At 56.9% G+C, this 18,143-nt stretch carries 16 protein-coding genes and 1 tRNA gene; 7 read left to right on the forward strand and 10 right to left on the reverse strand.

Features of this window, described 5'->3' with window-relative positions:
- Nucleotides 1-12: 12 nt before the first annotated feature.
- Nucleotides 13-720, reverse strand: a complete 708-nt coding sequence (rsuA, locus tag DFO52_RS05460; RefSeq protein ID WP_029740957.1) for a 16S rRNA pseudouridine(516) synthase RsuA — start codon at nt 718-720, stop codon at nt 13-15.
- A gap of 152 nt (nt 721-872) precedes the next feature.
- Here rsuA and DFO52_RS05465 point away from each other — a divergent pair, with 152 nt between their 5' ends.
- Entirely contained in the window at nt 873-2,633 is a 1,761-nt protein-coding gene (locus DFO52_RS05465) for a DEAD/DEAH box helicase (protein ID WP_133549638.1), read from the forward strand.
- Nucleotides 2,634-2,758: 125 nt separating this feature from the next.
- Entirely contained in the window at nt 2,759-3,043 is a 285-nt protein-coding gene (rplY, locus tag DFO52_RS05470; protein WP_029740955.1) for a 50S ribosomal protein L25, read from the forward strand.
- Nucleotides 3,044-3,094: 51 nt separating this feature from the next.
- Here rplY and yejK read toward each other — a convergent pair whose 3' ends face one another.
- A complete protein-coding gene (gene yejK / locus DFO52_RS05475) occupies nt 3,095-4,102 on the reverse strand; it encodes a nucleoid-associated protein YejK (RefSeq protein WP_029740954.1) in 1,008 nt (335 codons plus the stop codon).
- 134 nt (nt 4,103-4,236) lie between these two features.
- Here yejK and DFO52_RS05480 point away from each other — a divergent pair, with 134 nt between their 5' ends.
- The 3 genes from DFO52_RS05480 to DFO52_RS05490 all read left to right on the forward strand — a co-directional run bounded on the left by DFO52_RS05480 (nt 4,237) and on the right by DFO52_RS05490 (nt 6,393).
- Complete coding sequence (locus DFO52_RS05480) at nt 4,237-4,464, forward strand: YejL family protein (protein ID WP_008500958.1); 228 nt, start codon at nt 4,237-4,239, stop codon at nt 4,462-4,464.
- Nucleotides 4,465-4,483: 19 nt separating this feature from the next.
- Complete coding sequence (yejM, locus tag DFO52_RS05485) at nt 4,484-6,244, forward strand: LPS biosynthesis-modulating metalloenzyme YejM (RefSeq protein ID WP_029740953.1); 1,761 nt, start codon at nt 4,484-4,486, stop codon at nt 6,242-6,244.
- 72 nt (nt 6,245-6,316) lie between these two features.
- Nucleotides 6,317-6,393, forward strand: a tRNA-Pro gene (locus DFO52_RS05490).
- Nucleotides 6,394-6,428: 35 nt separating this feature from the next.
- Here the strand turns inward: DFO52_RS05490 and DFO52_RS05495 are convergent.
- Together DFO52_RS05495 and DFO52_RS05500 are read right to left on the reverse strand one after the other, a co-directional pair.
- Nucleotides 6,429-7,616, reverse strand: a complete 1,188-nt coding sequence (locus DFO52_RS05495) for an MFS transporter (RefSeq protein WP_133549640.1) — start codon at nt 7,614-7,616, stop codon at nt 6,429-6,431.
- A 138-nt stretch (nt 7,617-7,754) separates the two neighbouring features.
- Nucleotides 7,755-8,015 carry a DUF2534 family protein gene (locus DFO52_RS05500; RefSeq protein WP_008500962.1) on the reverse strand — a complete coding sequence of 87 codons (261 nt, stop codon included), beginning with the start codon at nt 8,013-8,015 and terminating at the stop codon, nt 7,755-7,757.
- A 209-nt stretch (nt 8,016-8,224) separates the two neighbouring features.
- On the opposite strand from DFO52_RS05500, the gene eco reads away from it, so the two are divergent.
- Entirely contained in the window at nt 8,225-8,728 is a 504-nt protein-coding gene (eco, locus tag DFO52_RS05505; RefSeq protein WP_029740951.1) for a serine protease inhibitor ecotin, read from the forward strand.
- Between the two features lie 134 nt (nt 8,729-8,862).
- Here the strand turns inward: eco and mqo are convergent, their stop codons facing one another.
- Nucleotides 8,863-10,512, reverse strand: coding sequence for a malate dehydrogenase (quinone) (gene mqo, locus DFO52_RS05510; RefSeq protein ID WP_032646585.1), 1,650 nt, complete (start codon nt 10,510-10,512; stop codon nt 8,863-8,865).
- Between the two features lie 187 nt (nt 10,513-10,699).
- On the opposite strand from mqo, the gene DFO52_RS05515 reads away from it, so the two are divergent.
- Nucleotides 10,700-11,989, forward strand: a complete 1,290-nt coding sequence (locus DFO52_RS05515) for a SulP family inorganic anion transporter (protein WP_133549642.1) — start codon at nt 10,700-10,702, stop codon at nt 11,987-11,989.
- On the opposite strand, the gene mgtE is transcribed toward DFO52_RS05515, so the two are convergent.
- The 5 genes from mgtE to apbE form a co-directional block, all read right to left on the reverse strand.
- A complete protein-coding gene (gene mgtE, locus DFO52_RS05520; RefSeq protein ID WP_023312503.1) occupies nt 11,952-13,388 on the reverse strand; it encodes a magnesium transporter in 1,437 nt (478 codons plus the stop codon). The genes DFO52_RS05515 and mgtE overlap by 38 nt on opposite strands.
- Nucleotides 13,389-13,536: 148 nt before the next feature.
- Entirely contained in the window at nt 13,537-15,180 is a 1,644-nt protein-coding gene (locus DFO52_RS05525) for a multidrug ABC transporter permease/ATP-binding protein (RefSeq protein ID WP_059347832.1), read from the reverse strand.
- Between the two features lie 69 nt (nt 15,181-15,249).
- Nucleotides 15,250-15,906, reverse strand: a complete 657-nt coding sequence (alkB, locus tag DFO52_RS05530) for a DNA oxidative demethylase AlkB (RefSeq protein WP_133549644.1) — start codon at nt 15,904-15,906, stop codon at nt 15,250-15,252.
- The gene (ada, locus tag DFO52_RS05535; protein ID WP_133549646.1) at nt 15,906-16,964 is read right to left on the reverse strand and encodes a bifunctional DNA-binding transcriptional regulator/O6-methylguanine-DNA methyltransferase Ada; all 1,059 of its coding nucleotides are present in this window, start codon (nt 16,962-16,964) and stop codon (nt 15,906-15,908) included. The genes alkB and ada overlap by 1 nt, the downstream gene beginning before the upstream one ends.
- A 72-nt stretch (nt 16,965-17,036) precedes the next feature.
- A complete protein-coding gene (gene apbE / locus DFO52_RS05540; protein ID WP_133549648.1) occupies nt 17,037-18,092 on the reverse strand; it encodes an FAD:protein FMN transferase ApbE in 1,056 nt (351 codons plus the stop codon).
- Nucleotides 18,093-18,143: the final 51 nt, after the last annotated feature.

Genomic DNA, 18,143 nt, shown 5'->3' on the forward strand with positions numbered 1-18,143 from the left:
GCTCTCCTGAAATTAGTGCGAAGGCAGACCGACGCTGGCGATCTCTTCTTCCGTTAACGGGCGATATTCGCCCGGCGCCAGGTCGGGATCGAGTTCGATCGCACCAATCCGCTCACGATGCAGGCCAACAACGCGGTTCCCCACGGCGGCAAACATACGTTTCACCTGATGGTAGCGCCCTTCGCTGATGGTCAGACGGACTTCCGTCGGCGTAATCACCTCAAGCACGGCGGGTTTGGTCAGATCTTTTTCATTATGCAGCTGAACGCCCTTCGTGAATTGCTCTGCCGTGTCATCCGACACCGGCGACTCCAGCGTGACCAGATAGGTTTTCTCGCAGTGATGACGCGGGGAAGTAATGCGATGCGACCACTGCCCGTCGTCGGTCATCAGCACCAGACCCGTGGTGTCGATGTCGAGGCGGCCTGCGGCGTGCAGCTTGTGCGCCACCGGTTCGTCGAGGAAATAGAGTACCGTCGGATGATCCGGATCGTCCGTTGAGCAGACGTAGCCTTCCGGCTTATTGAGCATGAAGTAGCGCGGACCGTGCTGCTGGGTCAGCGGATTGCCGTCATACTCCACCTGATGGTCAGGCTGAAGTTTGAAAGCGGTGTCTTTCACAATGTCGCCATCCACGGTAACGCGGCTGGCGCGAATTTCACGCCCGGCAATAGCGCGGCTTACGCCGAGTTGCTGAGCGATAAACTTATCAAGTCGCATGAAATCTTTTTAGCCTTAATGGTGCTGGAAGTCGGACAACAGGTCCGAAAAAAGAAGCAGTCTGGAACGGTTCAGTATAATGGTCTGGTTGCGCCACTCAAGGGAAAAAGTTTCGTGGCATACTATGTGCGGAATAACGAAACCGAGACCCCATGACTTTTACACTTCGCCCCTATCAGCAGGAAGCCGTTGACGCCACCCTCGCCTGGTTCCGTAAACATCGCGAGCCAGCGGCGATTGTGCTCCCGACCGGCGCAGGCAAAAGCCTTGTCATCGCCGAACTGGCGCGTCTGGCGCGCGGTCGCGTGCTGGTGCTGGCGCACGTCAAAGAGCTCGTCGCGCAAAACCACGCCAAGTATTGTGCGCTTGGGCTGGAAGCCGATATTTTCGCCGCCGGGCTGAAGCGCAAAGAGAGCCACGGTAAAGTGGTCTTTGGCAGCGTGCAGTCGGTGGCGCGCAATCTGGACCTGTTTCGCAGCGAATTTTCGCTGCTGATTGTCGACGAGTGTCACCGCATCAGCGATGACGACGACAGCCAGTATCAGCAGATCCTGGCTCACCTGAAAGCGGTGAACCCTCACCTGCGCCTGCTGGGCCTGACGGCGACCCCGTTTCGCCTGGGGAAAGGCTGGATCTATCGCTACCATTATCACGGCATGGTGCGCGGCGATGACAAGGCCCTGTTCAGCGACTGCATTTACGAACTTCCGCTGCGTTACATGATCAAACATGGCTACCTGACGCCGCCTGAACGGCTGGATATGCCGGTGGTGCAGTACGATTTCAGCCGTCTGCAGGCGCAGAGCAACGGCTTATTCAGCGAAGCGGATCTCAACCAGGAGCTGAAAAAGCAGAAGCGTATTACGCCGCATATCATCAGCCAGATAGAGGAGTTCGCCGCGACGCGCAAAGGGGTGATGATCTTTGCCGCCACCGTTGAGCACGCGCGAGAAATCACCGGGTTATTGCCCGCCGGTGACGCGGCGTTAATCACCGGCGAGACGCCCGGCCCGGAGCGCGACGGCCTGATTGACGCGTTTAAGGCCCAGCGGTTCCGCTATCTGGTAAACGTGTCGGTATTGACCACCGGCTTTGACGCCCCGCACGTCGACCTTATCGCCATTTTGCGCCCGACCGAATCGGTCAGTCTGTATCAGCAGATTGTTGGCCGCGGCCTGCGTCTGGCCCCGGGAAAAACAGACTGCCTGATTCTGGATTATGCCGGTAACCCGCACGATCTCTATACGCCTGAGGTCGGCGCGCCAAAAGGAAAAAGCGACAACGTGCCCGTGCAGGTCTTTTGCCCTGCCTGCGGTTTTGCCAACACCTTCTGGGGAAAAACCACCGCCGACGGTACGCTGATCGAACACTTTGGCCGCCGCTGTCAGGGCTGGTTTGAAGATGATGACGGGCATCGCGAGCAGTGCGATTTCCGCTTTCGGTTCAAAAACTGCCCGCAGTGCAACGCCGAAAACGACATTGCCGCCCGCCGCTGCCGGGAATGCGACACGGTGCTGGTTGACCCGGACGACATGCTGAAAGCGGCGCTAAAGCTGAAAGATGCCCTGGTGCTGCGCTGTTCCGGCATGGCGCTGCAGCCCGGCGCCGATGAAAAAGGCGAGTGGTTGAAAATCACCTATTACGATGAAGACGGGGCGGACGTCAGCGAGCGCTTCCGGGTTCAGACGCCTGCCCAGCGAATGGCCTTCGAGCAGCTGTTTATCCGCCCGCATACCCGCACGCCGGGCGTGCCCCTGCGCTGGATAACCGTGGCCGATATCGTGCGCCAGCAGGTGCTATTGCGCCATCCGGATTTTGTCGTCGCCCGTAAGAAAGGCCAGTTCTGGCAGGTGCGCGAGAAGCTCTTTGACTACGAAGGTCGCTTTCGTCGCGCCAACGAATTGCGCGGTTAGCGGGACTTTTCATTGATGTGAGGGGCATTTGAGTATAAAATGCCGCCCGCTTCACATCCGTGAGGCAGAACACTCACCTGCTGCTGGGTCGCCTGTAGCAGGGTTTTAAATACAGAGAGAAATCAATGTTCACTATCGAAGCAGAAGTACGTAACGTGCAGGGTAAGGGTGCGAGCCGCCGCCTGCGTAACGCTAACAAGTTCCCGGCTATCGTTTACGGTGGCGAAGCTGCTCCAGTTGCAATCGAACTGGATCACGACAAACTGTGGAACCTGCAGACCAAAGCTGAATTCTACAGCGAAGTTCTGACCATCGTTGTTGGCGGTAAAGAAGAAAAAGTGAAAGTTCAGGCTGTTCAGCGTCACCCGTTCAAGCCAAAACTGTCTCACATCGACTTCGTTCGCGCGTAATCGCAAACACGTCGAAAAAAACCCCGCTTCTGCGGGGTTTTTTTATGGCTGCTATTTCCCGCCCGAGGTGCGGCGCTGAAGCTGATCGCGCAGGTTCGGCGGCGTGCCTTTAATGGTCAGCGTATCGGTGGCCGGATCCCAGAAGATGCGTTCACCCAGCAACATCGCGTCAAAGTTGATGGTTAACCCGCCGCCGCTGCCGGCAAACTTGGTTAACTGACGCAGCGTGCTGCGATCCGCCGGGAAGCTCTCTTCAAGCTCATAGCCTTTCTCCGCGGTGAATTCCTGGAAGCTGACTTCGCTGACGCCGGCCAGCTCTTTTGACAGGGACTCCAGCTCGATCTCCTCCCCTGCCTGCAGCTGTTCGTTGCAGTAGCTGTAAACCTGCTGGCGCACGGTCTGGCGCTCAGATTTATCGAGCTGCGCTTCAGCCGTGAAGTCGTCAACCGCCTGGAGCAGCCCTTTGTTCTGTGCTTTGGCGTTAAGACCTTCGCTGGCACCGAGGAAATCCATAAAGAAATCTGCCACTTTGCGGCCCACGCGCCCCTTCAGGAAAGTCAGGTAGCGGGTCGACTCCGGGTTGGTTTCCCATTCGGTCAAATCAATACGCGCCACGATATCCGCATGGTTGATATCCAGATAATGCGTTGAGCTGATATCCAGCTGCTCGTTCACGCGCATGCTGCTTAAGTTATTCAGCACGGTAACCAGCAGATACTCTACCGCCAGGTAGCGATAGTGGCAGAACAGCACGATCCCGCCGTCGGCGAACGGATATTTCGCCAGCTCGTCGCGCAGACGCCCTGTGGCGGCGCGGCTAAACGCCAGGAAATCCTCTTCGCCCTGACGCTGCAGGCGCAGGCTCTCAGCCAGTTCACTCTCTTCGCTGAACAGGCCATAGGCTTTATTTTTGGCGCTGTAGACGCGATGCAGCTCTGCCATCATCTCCGCCACGGTCGCCGTGGGTTCCAGTAACGAATCGCGCAGCACCACTTCAAGGGTTTGCTCATCACGCTTGATAAGCTGGTGCAAGGCAATCTGGTTGATTTCCAGACTCATGATAAACTCTCCTTTTAGACCGGGCGGTATTCAACCACCACCAGGACATGTGTGCAACAACAGATAAAAAAGGGGAAAAAAAGCTGTTGCTACGGTAATATGTTGCCCTTTCATCAACAAACTGATTTTGATTTATGCCACAACATTCCCGCTACAGTGATGAACACGTTGAACAACTGCTCAGTGAGCTGGTCAACGTACTGGAAAAACATAAAACGCCGACCGATCTCTCCCTGATGGTTTTGGGAAATATGGTCACCAACCTGATTAACACCAGCGTTGCTCCGGCTCAGCGTCAGGCGATCGCAAAATCGTTCGCTCAGGCTTTACAGTCGTCCGTCAGCAACGACCCGGCCCATTAAGGGATACGAACAACAGTTTATGGTGACGAATCGTCAGCGCTACCGTGAAAAAGTCTCCCAGATGGTCAGCTGGGGGCACTGGTTTGCCCTGTTCAACATTCTGCTGGCGACGGTCATTGGCTGTCGTTATCTGTTTGTCGCAGACTGGCCAACAACGCTAACCGGGCGTATCTACTCCTGGATGAGCGTTGTCGGTCACTTTAGCTTTTTGGTTTTCGCCACCTATCTGCTGATCCTGTTCCCCTTGACGTTTATCGTCATGTCGCAGCGTCTGATGCGGTTCTTGTCCGCCATTCTTGCGACGGTGGGGATGACGCTGCTGCTTATCGACAGTGAAGTGTTCACCCGCTTCCACCTGCACCTCAACCCCATCGTCTGGGAACTGGTGATTAACCCCGACCAGAACGAAACGGCCCGTGACTGGCAGCTGATGTTTATCAGCGTCCCGGTGATCCTGCTGATTGAGATGCTGTTCGCTACCTGGAGCTGGCAAAAGCTCCGCAGCCTGACCCGGCGACGCCATTATGCGAAGCCCGTCGCCGCGCTCTTTTTCGTCTCCTTTATCAGTTCGCACATCATGTATATCTGGGCGGATGCGAACTTCTATCGCCCTATTACCATGCAGCGCGCGAACCTGCCGCTCTCGTACCCGATGACGGCCCGTCGCTTCCTCGAGAAACACGGCCTGCTTGATGCGCAGGAGTACCAGCGCCGTCTTATCGAGCAGGGTAACCCGGAAGCCGTCAGCGTTCAGTATCCTCTGAGCGACCTGAACTACCGCGATATGGGGCGCGGGCAAAACGTCCTGCTGATCACCGTCGATGGCCTGAACTATTCCCGTTTCGAGAAGCAGATGCCAGCGCTGGCCGCTTTCGCGAGTCAAAACGTCTCGTTTACTCAGCATATGAGCTCCGGTAACACCGCCGATGCGGGCATCTTTGGCCTCTTCTATGGCATTTCAGCCGGCTATATGGACGGCGTACTGTCTACCCGCACGCCTGCGGCGCTGATTACCGGGCTGAATCAGCAAGGCTATCAGTTAGGGTTGTTCTCCTCCGATGGCTTTAACAGCCCGCTCTACCGCCAGGCGCTGCTGTCCGATTTCTCACTGCCGACGGCGCAAAAACAGTCCGATGCGCAGACCGCCAGCCAATGGATAAACTGGCTGCAGCGCTACGCCCAGGAAGATAACCGCTGGTTCTCATGGGTTGCCTTTAACGGCACAACGCTTGCTGACAGCAATAAGAGTGACTTTGCGCGCCGCTACGGTCGCGCGGCTGGCGACGTTGATACGCAGATAGGCCGCGTGCTTGACGCGCTTCGCGAGTCGGGCAAGCTGGACAACACCGTGGTGATCGTGACCGCGGGCCATGGCATCCCGCTAGGTGACGAGACGAAGAGTATGAGCTGGTCTCGCCCGAATCTGCAGGTTCCGCTGGTGATCCACTGGCCTGGCACCCCGGCGCAGCGCATCAATATGCTCACCGAGCATAAAGATGTGATGACTACCCTGATGCAACGCCTGCTGCACGTCAGCACGCCAGCAAACGAATATTCGCAGGGGCAGGATCTCTTCAGCGCCGCGCGCCGCCACAGCTGGGTGACGGCGGCGGGGAATAATACGCTGGTAGTCACCACGCCGAAGCTGACGCTGGTTCTGAACAGCAACGGGAATTATCAGACGTATAATCTGCAGGGTGAACGGTTGAAAGATCAGAAACCGCAGCTGAGCCTGCTGCTTCAGGTCCTGACGGATGAGAAGCGCTTCATCGCTAACTGATTAATAATAAACCAGTTAGCGACAGATTCCCTTGCATTCAAAACGGAATCGAGTAGTATTCTTTTTATGCGTCGGCACGTAGCGCAGCCTGGTAGCGCACCGTCATGGGGTGTCGGGGGTCGGAGGTTCAAATCCTCTCGTGCCGACCAAAAACACACTGAAAACCAGCCTGATGGCTGGTTTTTTATTTCGCCTCGTCCGGCGTTTTGCGCAGATACACTAGCGTAGCCAGACAAATCACCGCTCCGGCATAAAACGTATATTCCGCGCCAAACGATTCCCATATCGCGCCTGCCCCCACGCTGGCGATTAATAATCCCACGCCGCTTACCAGACTAAAAATACCAAAAGCCGTGCCGCGCAGATCGGGCGGTGCGGTTTTAGCGATCATTGCCGCCAGTAATCCCTGGGTCATACCCATATGTATCCCCCAAAGCGCGACGCCTAAAATGACTCCCATCCAGTGGCTGCTCAGCGCCAGAACAACATCTGCACCAATCAGCACCATTAGCCCCCACTGCAGAAGTCGGGTGTGGCTCATGCCATCAGAAAGTTTGCCAAAAGGGTAAGCCGAGAGGGAATAGAGTACGTTCATGACCACCATCACCAGCGGAATAAGGGCCAGAGGAACGCCCGACTGCTGCGCGCGAAGTACAAGAAAAGCCTCGCTAAACCGGGCAAGCGTGAACACTGCACCAAGGCCAATCACCCACCAGCACGCTTTCCCCAGCCGCCTTAAATTCTCTCGTTTAATGGGATTAGTACGTTTATGTTCGAGGGGAGTTTTCGGCTCCTGAAGGCCAAAATAGAGCAAGGCAACTGAAAGCAGACCGGGGATAAGAGCTATCCAGAAAACAGTGCGAAAATCATTGTCCAGCAACAGCATTAAGCTCACGGCCAGTAATGGACCAAGAAATGCGCCTGTGGTATCCATTGACTGACGCAGACCATATGCCGCACCACGCATTTCCGGCGGCGTGACGTCTGCAACCAGCGCATCCCGCGGTGCACCCCGTATTCCCTTCCCCGTACGGTCCATGAGACGTGCGCCTAAAACCATCCCGGAAGAGGACGCTAATGCGAAAAGAGGTTTGCTTAGCGCCCCCAGGCCATACCCTAACAGGGCCAACCCCTTACGTTGACCCAGGTAGTCGCTGATCGCCCCCGAAAAGACCTTAATAAAAAGCGCAGTGGCCTCCGCCAGCCCTTCAATCAGGCCGATAAACAGCACGCTCGTACCGAGGGTGGTCATCATAAAAAGTGGCAGCAGGCTGTGAATACTCTCTGACGAGATATCCATCAGCATACTGCCCCCCCCCACAACCCAGACGCCTTTGGGGATCTGACTGAGCACTGGAAATCTGGAACGCATCTACCGCTCCTGCTTTAAAAACAGTTGCCTGAATGCTTACAGGATAGAATATCGCGAATTAAAAAAACCTGAGGAGAGTGGGATGAGACCATAAAAAAAGCCATCCGGCAGGATGGCTTAGCTATTGCGAGTCCGCGCTTAGTGCTTCTCACGTCCGCCCAGGAAGAAAATGCCCAGCGGGATGGCCAGCAGAACGGTGAACACCAGGCTGTAGACGAAGATCATCGCCGACTGCAGAACATACATGCTGGTTGTCCAGGCAGAGAGGGGGATATTGTACTGTTCGATAACGCCAACAATGGTTGCCCGCCCCACGCACGCGGCAGCAATCATAAATACGACCAGCAGCGCCAGGAGGAACTTGCGGCCTTCAGGCGTTTTCAGTTTTGCACGAACCATCTCTCTTCCCTTTTACAGATGAATAACAATATATATGGTCTAAAATAACACGAACTGGCACCCGACTCCACACCAGCATAAACAACCACTAAAAAGGCAAATTAAAAGCGCATAACGCTACTGACAGTGAAAATGTAAGTAAATAACACCGGTCATTCATCGTTGTTATGTTAACCTGCGCAGGATCGTTTTGACATAAAGGAATGACAATGAAAAACGCACCTAAATTTGCCATCGCCCTCATCGCCGCCGCGTGCGTCAGCAGCAGCGCTTTCGCCAGCGAAACCCCAAAACAGCAGCCGCTGGAAAAAGTGGCTCCGTACCCGCAGGCGGACAAAGGGATGAAGCGTCAGGTGATTCAACTGCCGGTTCAGCAGGATGAAGCGAACTTTAAAGTGGAACTGTTAATTGGCAAGACGCTGGAAGTGGACTGCAACCAGCACCGTCTGGGCGGTCAGCTGGAAAGTAAAACCCTGGAAGGCTGGGGTTACGACTATTACGTCTTTGACAAAGTGACCTCTCCGGTCTCCACCATGATGGCCTGCCCGGACGGCAAGAAAGAGAAGAAATTTGTGACTGCGTATCTGGGCAACAACAGCCTGCTGCGCTACAACAGCAAGCTGCCGATCGTGGTCTATACGCCTGAAAACGTGGAAGTGAAGTATCGCGTGTGGAAGGCGGACGAGAACGTCGGACAAGCGGTAGTACGTTAAAAATAAGTCGGGTGGCGACTTCGCCTTACCCGACCCGGAAAGGGTGCGCTCTGGTGCCCTCACCCCCCCCTCTCCCTCTGGGAGAGGGAGAAAACACTAAAAACGGTAACGGATGTTACCGTTTTGCTTTTACCTTACAGCGCGATATCCGCAACCGGTTTGTTTTCCGGCTGAGGCTTCAGCTCCGCTTTTGGCGCAGCATCCGCAGCCTGTGGCTTGATGTATTGCAGCTGCAGTACGCGGCTGGTGTATTCAAGCTCTTGCTCCGTCGCGCTCACGTTGCCGTTCAGCTTCGTGCCGTAGGATGGAATAATAGTTTTCAGCTTCGCCTGCCATTCCGGGCTGGCGACTTTGTCTTTAAACACTTTTTCCATCAGGTGCAGCATGATTGGCGCAGCGGTAGACGCGCCCGGTGACGCACCCAGCAGCGCGGCGATGGTACCATCCTTATCGCTCACCACTTCGGTACCCAGACGCAGCACGCCGCCCTCTTTCGGATCGCGCTTGATGATCTGTACGCGCTGACCCGCCTGCCACAGACGCCAGTCTTCTTTTTTCGCCTGCGGATAGTACTCTTTCAGCGCCTCGAAGCGGTCGTCGTCAGAGAGCATCACCTGGCTAATCAGGTATTTCACCAGGTCGAAGTTATCCAGACCCACGTCCATCATCGGCTTGACGTTAGAGGTGGTCGTGGCGCTGAGCAGATCCCACAGGGAGCCATTTTTCAGGAACTTGGTGGAGAAGGTCGCGAACGGCCCAAACAGCACCACGCGTTTGCCGTCAAGCATACGGGTGTCGATATGCGGAACAGACATCGGCGGTGCGCCAACGGAAGCCTGGCCGTACACTTTTGCCAGATGACGATTCACCACTTCCGGGTTATCGGACACCAGGAACTGGCCGCCCACCGGGAAGCCCGCGTAGTCGTCCGCTTCCGGAATACCGGACTCCTGCAGCAGCTTCAGCGCCGCGCCGCCCGCACCGATAAAGACAAACTTCGCCTTGATGACGTGCTCGGCTTCGTTGTTTTTCAGATCGGCGACGGTCACGCTCCAGCTGTTATCCGCGTTGCGCTTGAAACCGCGCACTTCGGTGCTGAGCTGCAGGTTGAAGTTCTCTTTTTTCTTCAGAGACGTCACCAGCTGACGGGTAATTTCACCATAGTTAACGTCGGTACCAATTTCGGTACGGGTCGCCGCCACTTTCTGGTTCGGGTCACGACCTTCCATGACCAGCGGAGCCCACTCTTTAATCTGCGCGTGGTCTTCAGAGTATTTCATCCCGCGGAACAGCGTGCTCTGCTGCAGAGCGGCGTAGCGCGCGCGCAGGAAGTTGACGTTCTGCTCACCCCACACAAAGCTCATGTGCGGCACGGTGTTGATGAAGGAGTGCGGGTCGTGCATCACGCCGCTGTTGACCTGATGAGACCAGAACTGGCGAGAAACCTGGAATGCTTCGTTGATCTCTACCGCCTTCTCGATACTAATGGAACCGTCCTTTTTCTGCGGCGTATAGTTCAGTTCCATGAGTGCCGAATGTCCGGTACCGGCGTTATTCCATCCGTTCGAACTCTCCTGCGCCACGCCATCAAGGCGCTCGACCATGGTCATAGACCAGTCCGGCTGCAGTTCTTGCAGATAGGTTCCCAGCGTGGCGCTCATGATACCGCCACCAATTAAAAGGACGTCCGTTTCCTGCTCTTTTGGTGCGTCAGCTTTCGCCGCCATGGAGACGGTGTTAAGCCCCACGGCCAGAGAAAAGAGCATGGCAGTCATTTTTTTCATAATTTATGCCTTAGTGTAAAAGTGCTTGATGCGTGGAAATTGCAGGTGAAAAAAGCTGCGGGGGCACGGTAACAACTTTTAAATATTGTTTAAAGGTTACGAAATTATTGTAATTGTGAAATTTAATGATGGATTGTTTGTGAGGAATTATCGATGCGTCTGGTAAAGCACGGTTTTACTGGCTAGTATGTTGCGTTTTGCGATCGCGCGCACGGAAGCCTGCCCTAACCAGCGAACTGTTATGTCCTTACCCCATTCTGCCGTATCCCCCGAAGACCGCGTAGCCAGCGTGCTGCGTTCCCCTAAGCAGCTGACGCGTGAAACGCTGGCAGGCGTGATTACCGCCCTGGCGCTGATCCCCGAAGTCATCTCATTTTCGGTGGTGGCGGGCGTTGACCCGAAGGTCAGCCTGATCGCCTCCGTGGTGCTGTGTCTTGCCCTGTCGGTACTCGGTGGTCGCCCGGCGATGGTCACGGCAGCGGCCGGCTCCGTGGCGCTGGTTATTGGACCAATGGTGCATCAGCACGGCGTACAGTACATTCTTCCCGCCGTGCTGATGGCGGGCGTGATTCAGATTCTGTTTGGCGTGCTGGGCATGGCAAGGCTGATGCGCTTTATACCTCAGTCGGTCATGACCGGGTTTGTTAACGCCCTGGGCATTTTGATCTTCTTCGCTCAGGTGCCGCATTTCTGGAGCAGAAGCCCGCTGATTGTAGGCCTGTTCGTGCTGACGCTGCTGATCGTGCTGTGGGTGCCGCGCTATATCAAAAGCATCCCTTCCCCGCTGATTGCGATTGTTGTGCTTACCGTGTTCACCGTTTCAACCGGTCAAATCCTGCCGACCGTGGGCGATGAAGGCTCCATGAGCGGCGGTTTGCCGGGTCTTACCGAGCTGTTGGTCCCGCTCAATGTGCAGACGCTGAGCATTATCTGGCCGTGCGCGCTGAGCATCGCCTTTGTCGGCCTGCTGGAATCCCTGCTGACGGCAAAGCTGGTGGATGAGCTGACTGCGACACCGTCAGGTAAACGCCGCGAAAGCATTGGATTAGGCGTCGGCAATATTCTGGCCGGATTTTATGGCGGGATTGCAGGCTGCGCGATGATCGGACAAACCATCGTCAACGTGGAGATGGGGAAAGGTCGAAGCCGCATTTCAACGATTGCGGCGGGCATTGTGCTGCTGATCCTGGTGACGGCGCTCAGCGAAGTTATGGCCAATATCCCGATGGCGGTGCTAGCGGGTATTATGGCAATTGTCGCCGTCAAAACCTTCAGCTGGCACAGCCTTCAGCCAGCCACGGTGAAAACGGCCCCGATTGCAGAAACGGTCGTCATGCTGGTCACCGTAGCCGCCACGGTATCAACCGGCAATCTGGCGATTGGCGTGCTGGGCGGGATTATCGTCATGGCACTCCTCCCCGCCCGTATTAAGCGTCGGCTTAAAGCAGAAAAATCGTCGCCAGCCCAAGAAAAATAAAGAAACCGCCGGTATCGGTGATGGCGGTGATCATCACGCTCGACCCCACCGCGGGGTCGCGCCCCAGTTTGGTCATCGTCAGCGGAATAATCACGCCCATTATCGACGCTACCAGCAGGTTCAGCACCATCGCCAGCATCATCACGCCGCCCAGGGCCATATCGTCGTACAGCCACCAGGTGATGCCGCCCATAATCCCGCCCCACACCAGGCCGTTAATTAGCGCGACGCCCATCTCTCTAAAAATGAGCCACGAAAAGTTACCTGGCTGAATATTTTCCAGCGCAAGGGCGCGGACGATCATGGTTATAGTCTGGTTTCCGGTGTTGCCACCAATCCCTGCGACAATCGGCATCAGCGAGGCCAGCGCCACCAGCTGAGAAATGGTGTGTTCAAACCCGTCAATCACCCGGGAGGCGATAAACGCGGTACACAGGTTAATGGCCAGCCACGCCCAGCGCGTTTTCACCGCCTTGCCGACGGAGGCATGGACGTCATCTTCGGCGCTGATCCCGCCGAGCGCGCGCAGGTCGTTGTCGGTTTCTTCGTATACCACATCAACGATCTCATCGATGGTCAGACGCCCCATCAGTTTGCCGACGGAATCCACGACGGCGGCACTGACGAGGTCGTCACGTTCGAAGGTGCGCGCCGCTTTCTCAGCGTCGTCTTCCGGGGAGAAGACCATCGGCTCGTTTTCCATCACCTCGCTCACCTTCCGCTGGGTGCTGTTGAGCAGGATGGTTTTCAGCTCCAGCTCGCCGAGCAGGGTTTTATCCCGGGAGGTGACAAACAGCTTATCGGTGTTATCCGGCATCTTGCCCAGGCGACGCAGATAGCGCTGCACGGTACCGAGCGTCACGTCCGGTCGCACCGTGATAACGCCGAACTCCATGATCGCGCCGACGCTGTTTTTCTCGTAGTGCATCACCTGACGCACGCGCGCCCGCTCCTCCGCAGGCAGCGACGCCAGCAGGCGACCGGTCAGGTTTCGCGGCAGGTGCTGAACGAGGTAAATCTGCTCGTCGATATCCAGGGTTTGCACCGCGTCGAGAATATCCCGGTCGCTCATCTCGTCGATCAGGTCGTCCCAGACGTTTTCGGAGGCCTCAAGCAGCACCTGCCCGCGCTCGTGATCCTGCACCAGACGCCACAGGGCGTGACGTTCTTCTGAGGGAAGCGCTTCAAGGGTATCCGCCAGATCCGGCGGGGGTAAATGAGCAACCAGCGCACCTACCTCAGCAATATCGTCGGCCAGGGTGCCGACATCATATTGCTCAGCCAGGGTGAGTTTGCCTAATAGTGTAGAAGTGACCGCTTTATCGGTCGTGAGAAGCCAGATGAGTCGCGCGCGCTCCTGGTCACGCTGTCTGGCGCTGTTTTTCTTTAATACCGACATCAATCATAAATCCATTAAATGAGTTGGGGTTAAGCATAGCGCGGGGATATGTAAATAAGAATAAACAACGGGACGGGATGGAGAAAAAAGCGTCATTACGGCCACGATCTATCCCCTCTCCCTGTGGGAGAGGGTTAGGGTGAGGGCATCAGGCCGTACGCGCTACCGCATCACGCGATGCCGCATCGCGCTCTTCACCGGTCAGCTCGCTCAGCTTGCCGTCGCGCATCTCCAGCAGGCGGTCAGCATGTATGAAGTAGTGATCGTCATGGCTGATGGCGAAAATGGTTTTGCCCATCTCCTGCATCAGCGGCAGCAGCACCTGATAAAACTCGCGGCGGAAATGCGGGTCCTGATCGGCCGCCCACTCGTCCAGCAGGATGATGTCACGCTCTTCCGCCAGCGCCAGCAGCAGCGCCACGCGCTTTTTCTGCCCTTTGGAAAGCTTCAGATTGAGGATCTTCCCGTCCTGTAACTCCAGCTTGTGCGACATCTGCAGCTGCGCCAGCCATTTTTCCACCAGCGCAGGATTGGCCTGTTGCCCTTCCGGCCCCAGCAGCCGATCGAACAGCCAGACGTCGGTAAACACCGCCGAGAAAAGCTTGCGGTAATCCTCGGGCTTCTCCGCGCTCAGCGCCTTGCCGTCCAGCAAAATCTCGCCCGACTGCGGCTGATAGAGTCCGGTCAGCAACATCGCCAGCGTAGATTTACCGCTGCCGTTGCCGCCGATGAGGAACAGCAGTTCACCGCGCCGGATCGTCAGGTTGACCGGCCCCACGGAGAAGGCGCTGTCCTGATAGCGGAACGTGACGTTACGCAGCTCCAGCGTCTGCCAGTTCGGGAAGGCCTGCGGGCGCGGGAATTCGGCTTTAAACGGCGCGAGATCGAATTTTTTGAGCTTATTAAATGCCACCTGCGCACTCAGCAGGGTGGGCAACGCGCCGACCGCCGAGAGCAGCGGCGTGCGCAAAAACAGCAGCGTCAGCGAGTAGGTTGCCGCGACGTTGGTGTCCGCCCAGCCCAGGCCGTTTGCCATCCAGAATACCAGGCCAATGGCGCCCAGCATCATAATGTTTGACCAGTTCACCGCGCTCAGGTGGAAGGTATCGGCGCGAATAATATGATGGCGGTACTCGCGCGCGTCCGGGATATAGAGATGATTAAAGATATGCTCGGCGCGCTCGCGGTTCAGGGTGAGCTCTTTGCGTCCTTCCAGTACCGTCTGGTAATCGTTATAGAGCTTATCTTCGGTTTCGCGCAGCACCGCCATGTGTTTGTAGACGCGCGACACCAGCATAAAGCCGCCCCAGATGGTAATGACAATCCACAGCGCGGTCACCGCCAGCATTTTGCTGGAGAGCCAGGCGAGATAAGCGGCCGAACCAAAGGTCAGAATGATCCCCTGCACCAGCTCCGGCAGACGAACGAACGCAATGGTAATGGCGCGCACGTCGCTGGTCAGCCCCGCCAGCAGGGAAGCGCTGCCGAGCTGCTCAACGCGCTCTACCTGAGTATCGAGGATCCGCTTGATAAACTCACTGCGCAAACGGAAAACGAAATGGTGCCCGAGCGCGGTCAGCGCCAGCTGGGAACCGAGCGTAACCGCCATCAACAGGAGCAGCAGGCCGAGAAACTCCGGCAATACGGAGAGCGAGGTGTCGACCATTTCAATCAACCGCACGTTAATAAACGCGATCAGGCCAATACCCAGCGCGGCGCTGGCAAGGCTTAACGCCATTACTGCGATGAAGGGCCAGCGATACTGACGCCAGACAAGGAGAAGTAGTTGCATGCAGGCAATCCGGACAATAAAAATCAGCCAGCAGTGTAAACTGCCCTGCGCGGACATCAAGAATAATTCTTATTTTAGTTTACTGTACCCCGCCTGACGGAAGGTCAGGTTATAACGGTACTCACCCGTGAGCGGGTGAACCCCGGGCTTCAGCGGCTGAATGCCGTGATAGTAAAGTCGCGACGCCCTGCCCCACACCACCACATCGCCATGTTCCAGCATGATGCGCTTGAGCGGGTCGTTACGGCGCAATCCCCCAAACTGGAAGACGGCAGGCAGACCTAACGATACCGAGACGATAGGCGCGCGCAGATCGGGTTCATCCTTGTCCTGATGCAGCGAGAGCTTCGCGCCGACGGCGTAGCGGTTAATCAGGCAGGCATCCGGCCGAAAGTCAGGATACTCCGCTGCTACGGCGGCCTCGTGGCAGAGCGCCTGAAAAACAGCAGGCATCGGGGGCCACGGCTGGCCGGTAGCGGGATCGTTCGGGGCATACAGATAGCCCCGCTCGTTCGTCGCCCAGCCCAGTTCGCCGCAGTTTGCCATGGCCACCGACATGGTGTAGCCGCCCGGCGTCACCATATGGCGAAAAGGCGAAACCGCCGTCACCTCGTCGATACCGGCAAGCAGCGCCGCCGCACGGGAGAGTGCAAAGCGGCGCAGGATCACCGCCCCCGGCGCAAGCGGCTCCTGCCAGGGTTCAGCATCCGCAAAAAGATCGAGCATTATCCCTCCTGGCGTTTCGCCTCACGTTTCAGTAATAGCGCTTTTCGCGCCGTCCCCCAACGGTAACCCGACAGCGCGCCGTCGTTACGAACCACGCGATGACAGGGGATCACAATCGCCAGCGTGTTTGCCGCACAGGCTCCGGCAACGGCGCGTACCGCATTGGGTTGACCAATCGCCTGCGCCACCTGCCGGTAACTTGCCGTTTCGCCGCAGGGGATGTTGCGAAGGGCCTGCCAGACGCGCTGCTGGAAGGCGGTTCCGCGAATATCCAGCGGCAGCGCAAGCGGTACATCGCGGTTATCAATACTGGCAATCACCTGCTGGATCCGCCGCGCGAAATCCTCTTCCAGCGGCGCATGCGCTGCTTTTGGAAAATGCGCGGCAAGCTCTTCGGCTAATTCCGCATCGCTGTCACCCAGCAGGATCGCGCAGATCCCCCGCTCGCTTTCTGCAACCAGACAGCGTCCTAACGAACAGTCGCTAATGGCATAACGCACTGCCGCATCCCCTTTGCGGTACTGCCTGGCCGTCATGCCCAGCGCATCGTTGGCTTTGCGATAATAGCTGCTGCTGTCGGGAAACCCCGCCGCCAGAACGGCGTCGGTAACTTTGTCTCCCTTTGCAAGCGCGGTGCGCAGGCGCTGGCCTCGCGCCGCCTGCTGCCAGGCCTTTGGCGTCATGCCGGTCACGGACTTAAACAGACGATGGAAATGGAAAGGACTCATGGCCACCTGCTGCGCCAGCCCCTCCAGGGTTAGCGTGGCTTCCTGCTCCAAAAGACGACAGGCGTGTTCCACTTTTGCCAGCTTCTGCGCCTGCGGATCGCGTTTGTCCGGCATGCAGCGCTTGCACGGGCGAAACCCTGCCTGAACGGCATGGCGGGCATCGGGATAAAAGCGGACGTTTTTACGCAGCGCGTGGCGGGCGCGGCATGACGGGCGGCAGAAAATACCCGTGGTCTGCACGGCGAAGACAAACTGTTCGTCAGCGAGCGGATCGCGGGCCAGCACGGCCTGCCAGCGATCCTCATCGGTAATAAAGGTTGAGTTTCTCATTATCGGCTCCTCTTGTAAGCATACATAGAGCCTGCCTGAGTGCCACTGATAAAAAACCCGCAACCTTGCTTTTTAATTTTTGTCGCGCACCAGGAAGCTGTTGAACTGCGGCGAGCTCCAGGTTTTAAACCCGTCGCCCTCTTTGGTGATCATATAAACCGCCAGCCCTTCCTGACGAACCACCTCTTTGGCTTTTTCCGGGCCGAGAACCATTAAGCCAGTATCCCAGGCATCCGCTTCCAGCGCGGTGGGGGCAATGACCGTCACCGAGACCAGGTTATGCGTGATGGGACGGCCGGTCTGCGGATCGATAACATGTGAAATACGCTTCCCGTCAAGCTCGTAATAGTTTCGGTAGCTTCCGGAGGTACTGATGCCATGTCCGTTGATATCCACTATCGCCTGCACGGCATTTTGCCGATCGGTCGGCTTTTGAATCGCTACGCGCCACGGCTTATCGCTGGCGTTCATCCCCCTGCTGACTAACGCGCCGCCCACGGAGACCAGATAGCGGGAAATGCCTTCCTGGGCCATCAGCGCTGCAAGATGATCCGCCGCATAGCCTTCCCCAACCGTCGACAGATCGACAAACAGATCGGGGATATCTTTTTGCAGGTACTGTTGTCCGTACTGATTGATCACCGTCAGATGCTGCAGCCCTGTCCTGGCGCGGGCGTCATCAATGGCCGCCTGCTCAGGGGTGGTCACCGGCTGTTTGTTAGGGCCAAATCCCCAGAGGTTTACCAGCGGTCCGACGGTCACATCCATCGCGCCGTTGGTTTTATAACCCACGCGTATAGATTCGGTCACGATATCGGCCATCGCCTCGCTCACCGGCCACAGGGAGGTGCTGGTGGAGAGGTTAAAGCGCATCAGCGCCGAGTCATTTTTATAGGTTGAGAGCAGCTGATCGTCGGCATCCAGCTGAGACTGGATTTTGCCGCGAAGCTCATCTGTGCGTGTTTTATCGAGGTTCATTACGCTAACGCGCCAGAAGGTGCCCATCGTTTTGCCTTCGAGCACCGTCGCGGCGGGTGCGTCGGCTTTCGCCACGGGCGCGGAATCGTCACACGCGGCCAGGAAAAAAAGCATAGCCAGAAAGCTGGCGCGTAAAAAAGTCATGTCCATTCATTATTATCCTCATGCCAGGGCGGCAAGAGTACACCAAAACGGGTGAGT

The organism is Enterobacter sp. AG326 (assembly GCF_004362415.1).
Taxonomy (GTDB): domain Bacteria; phylum Pseudomonadota; class Gammaproteobacteria; order Enterobacterales; family Enterobacteriaceae; genus Enterobacter; species Enterobacter asburiae.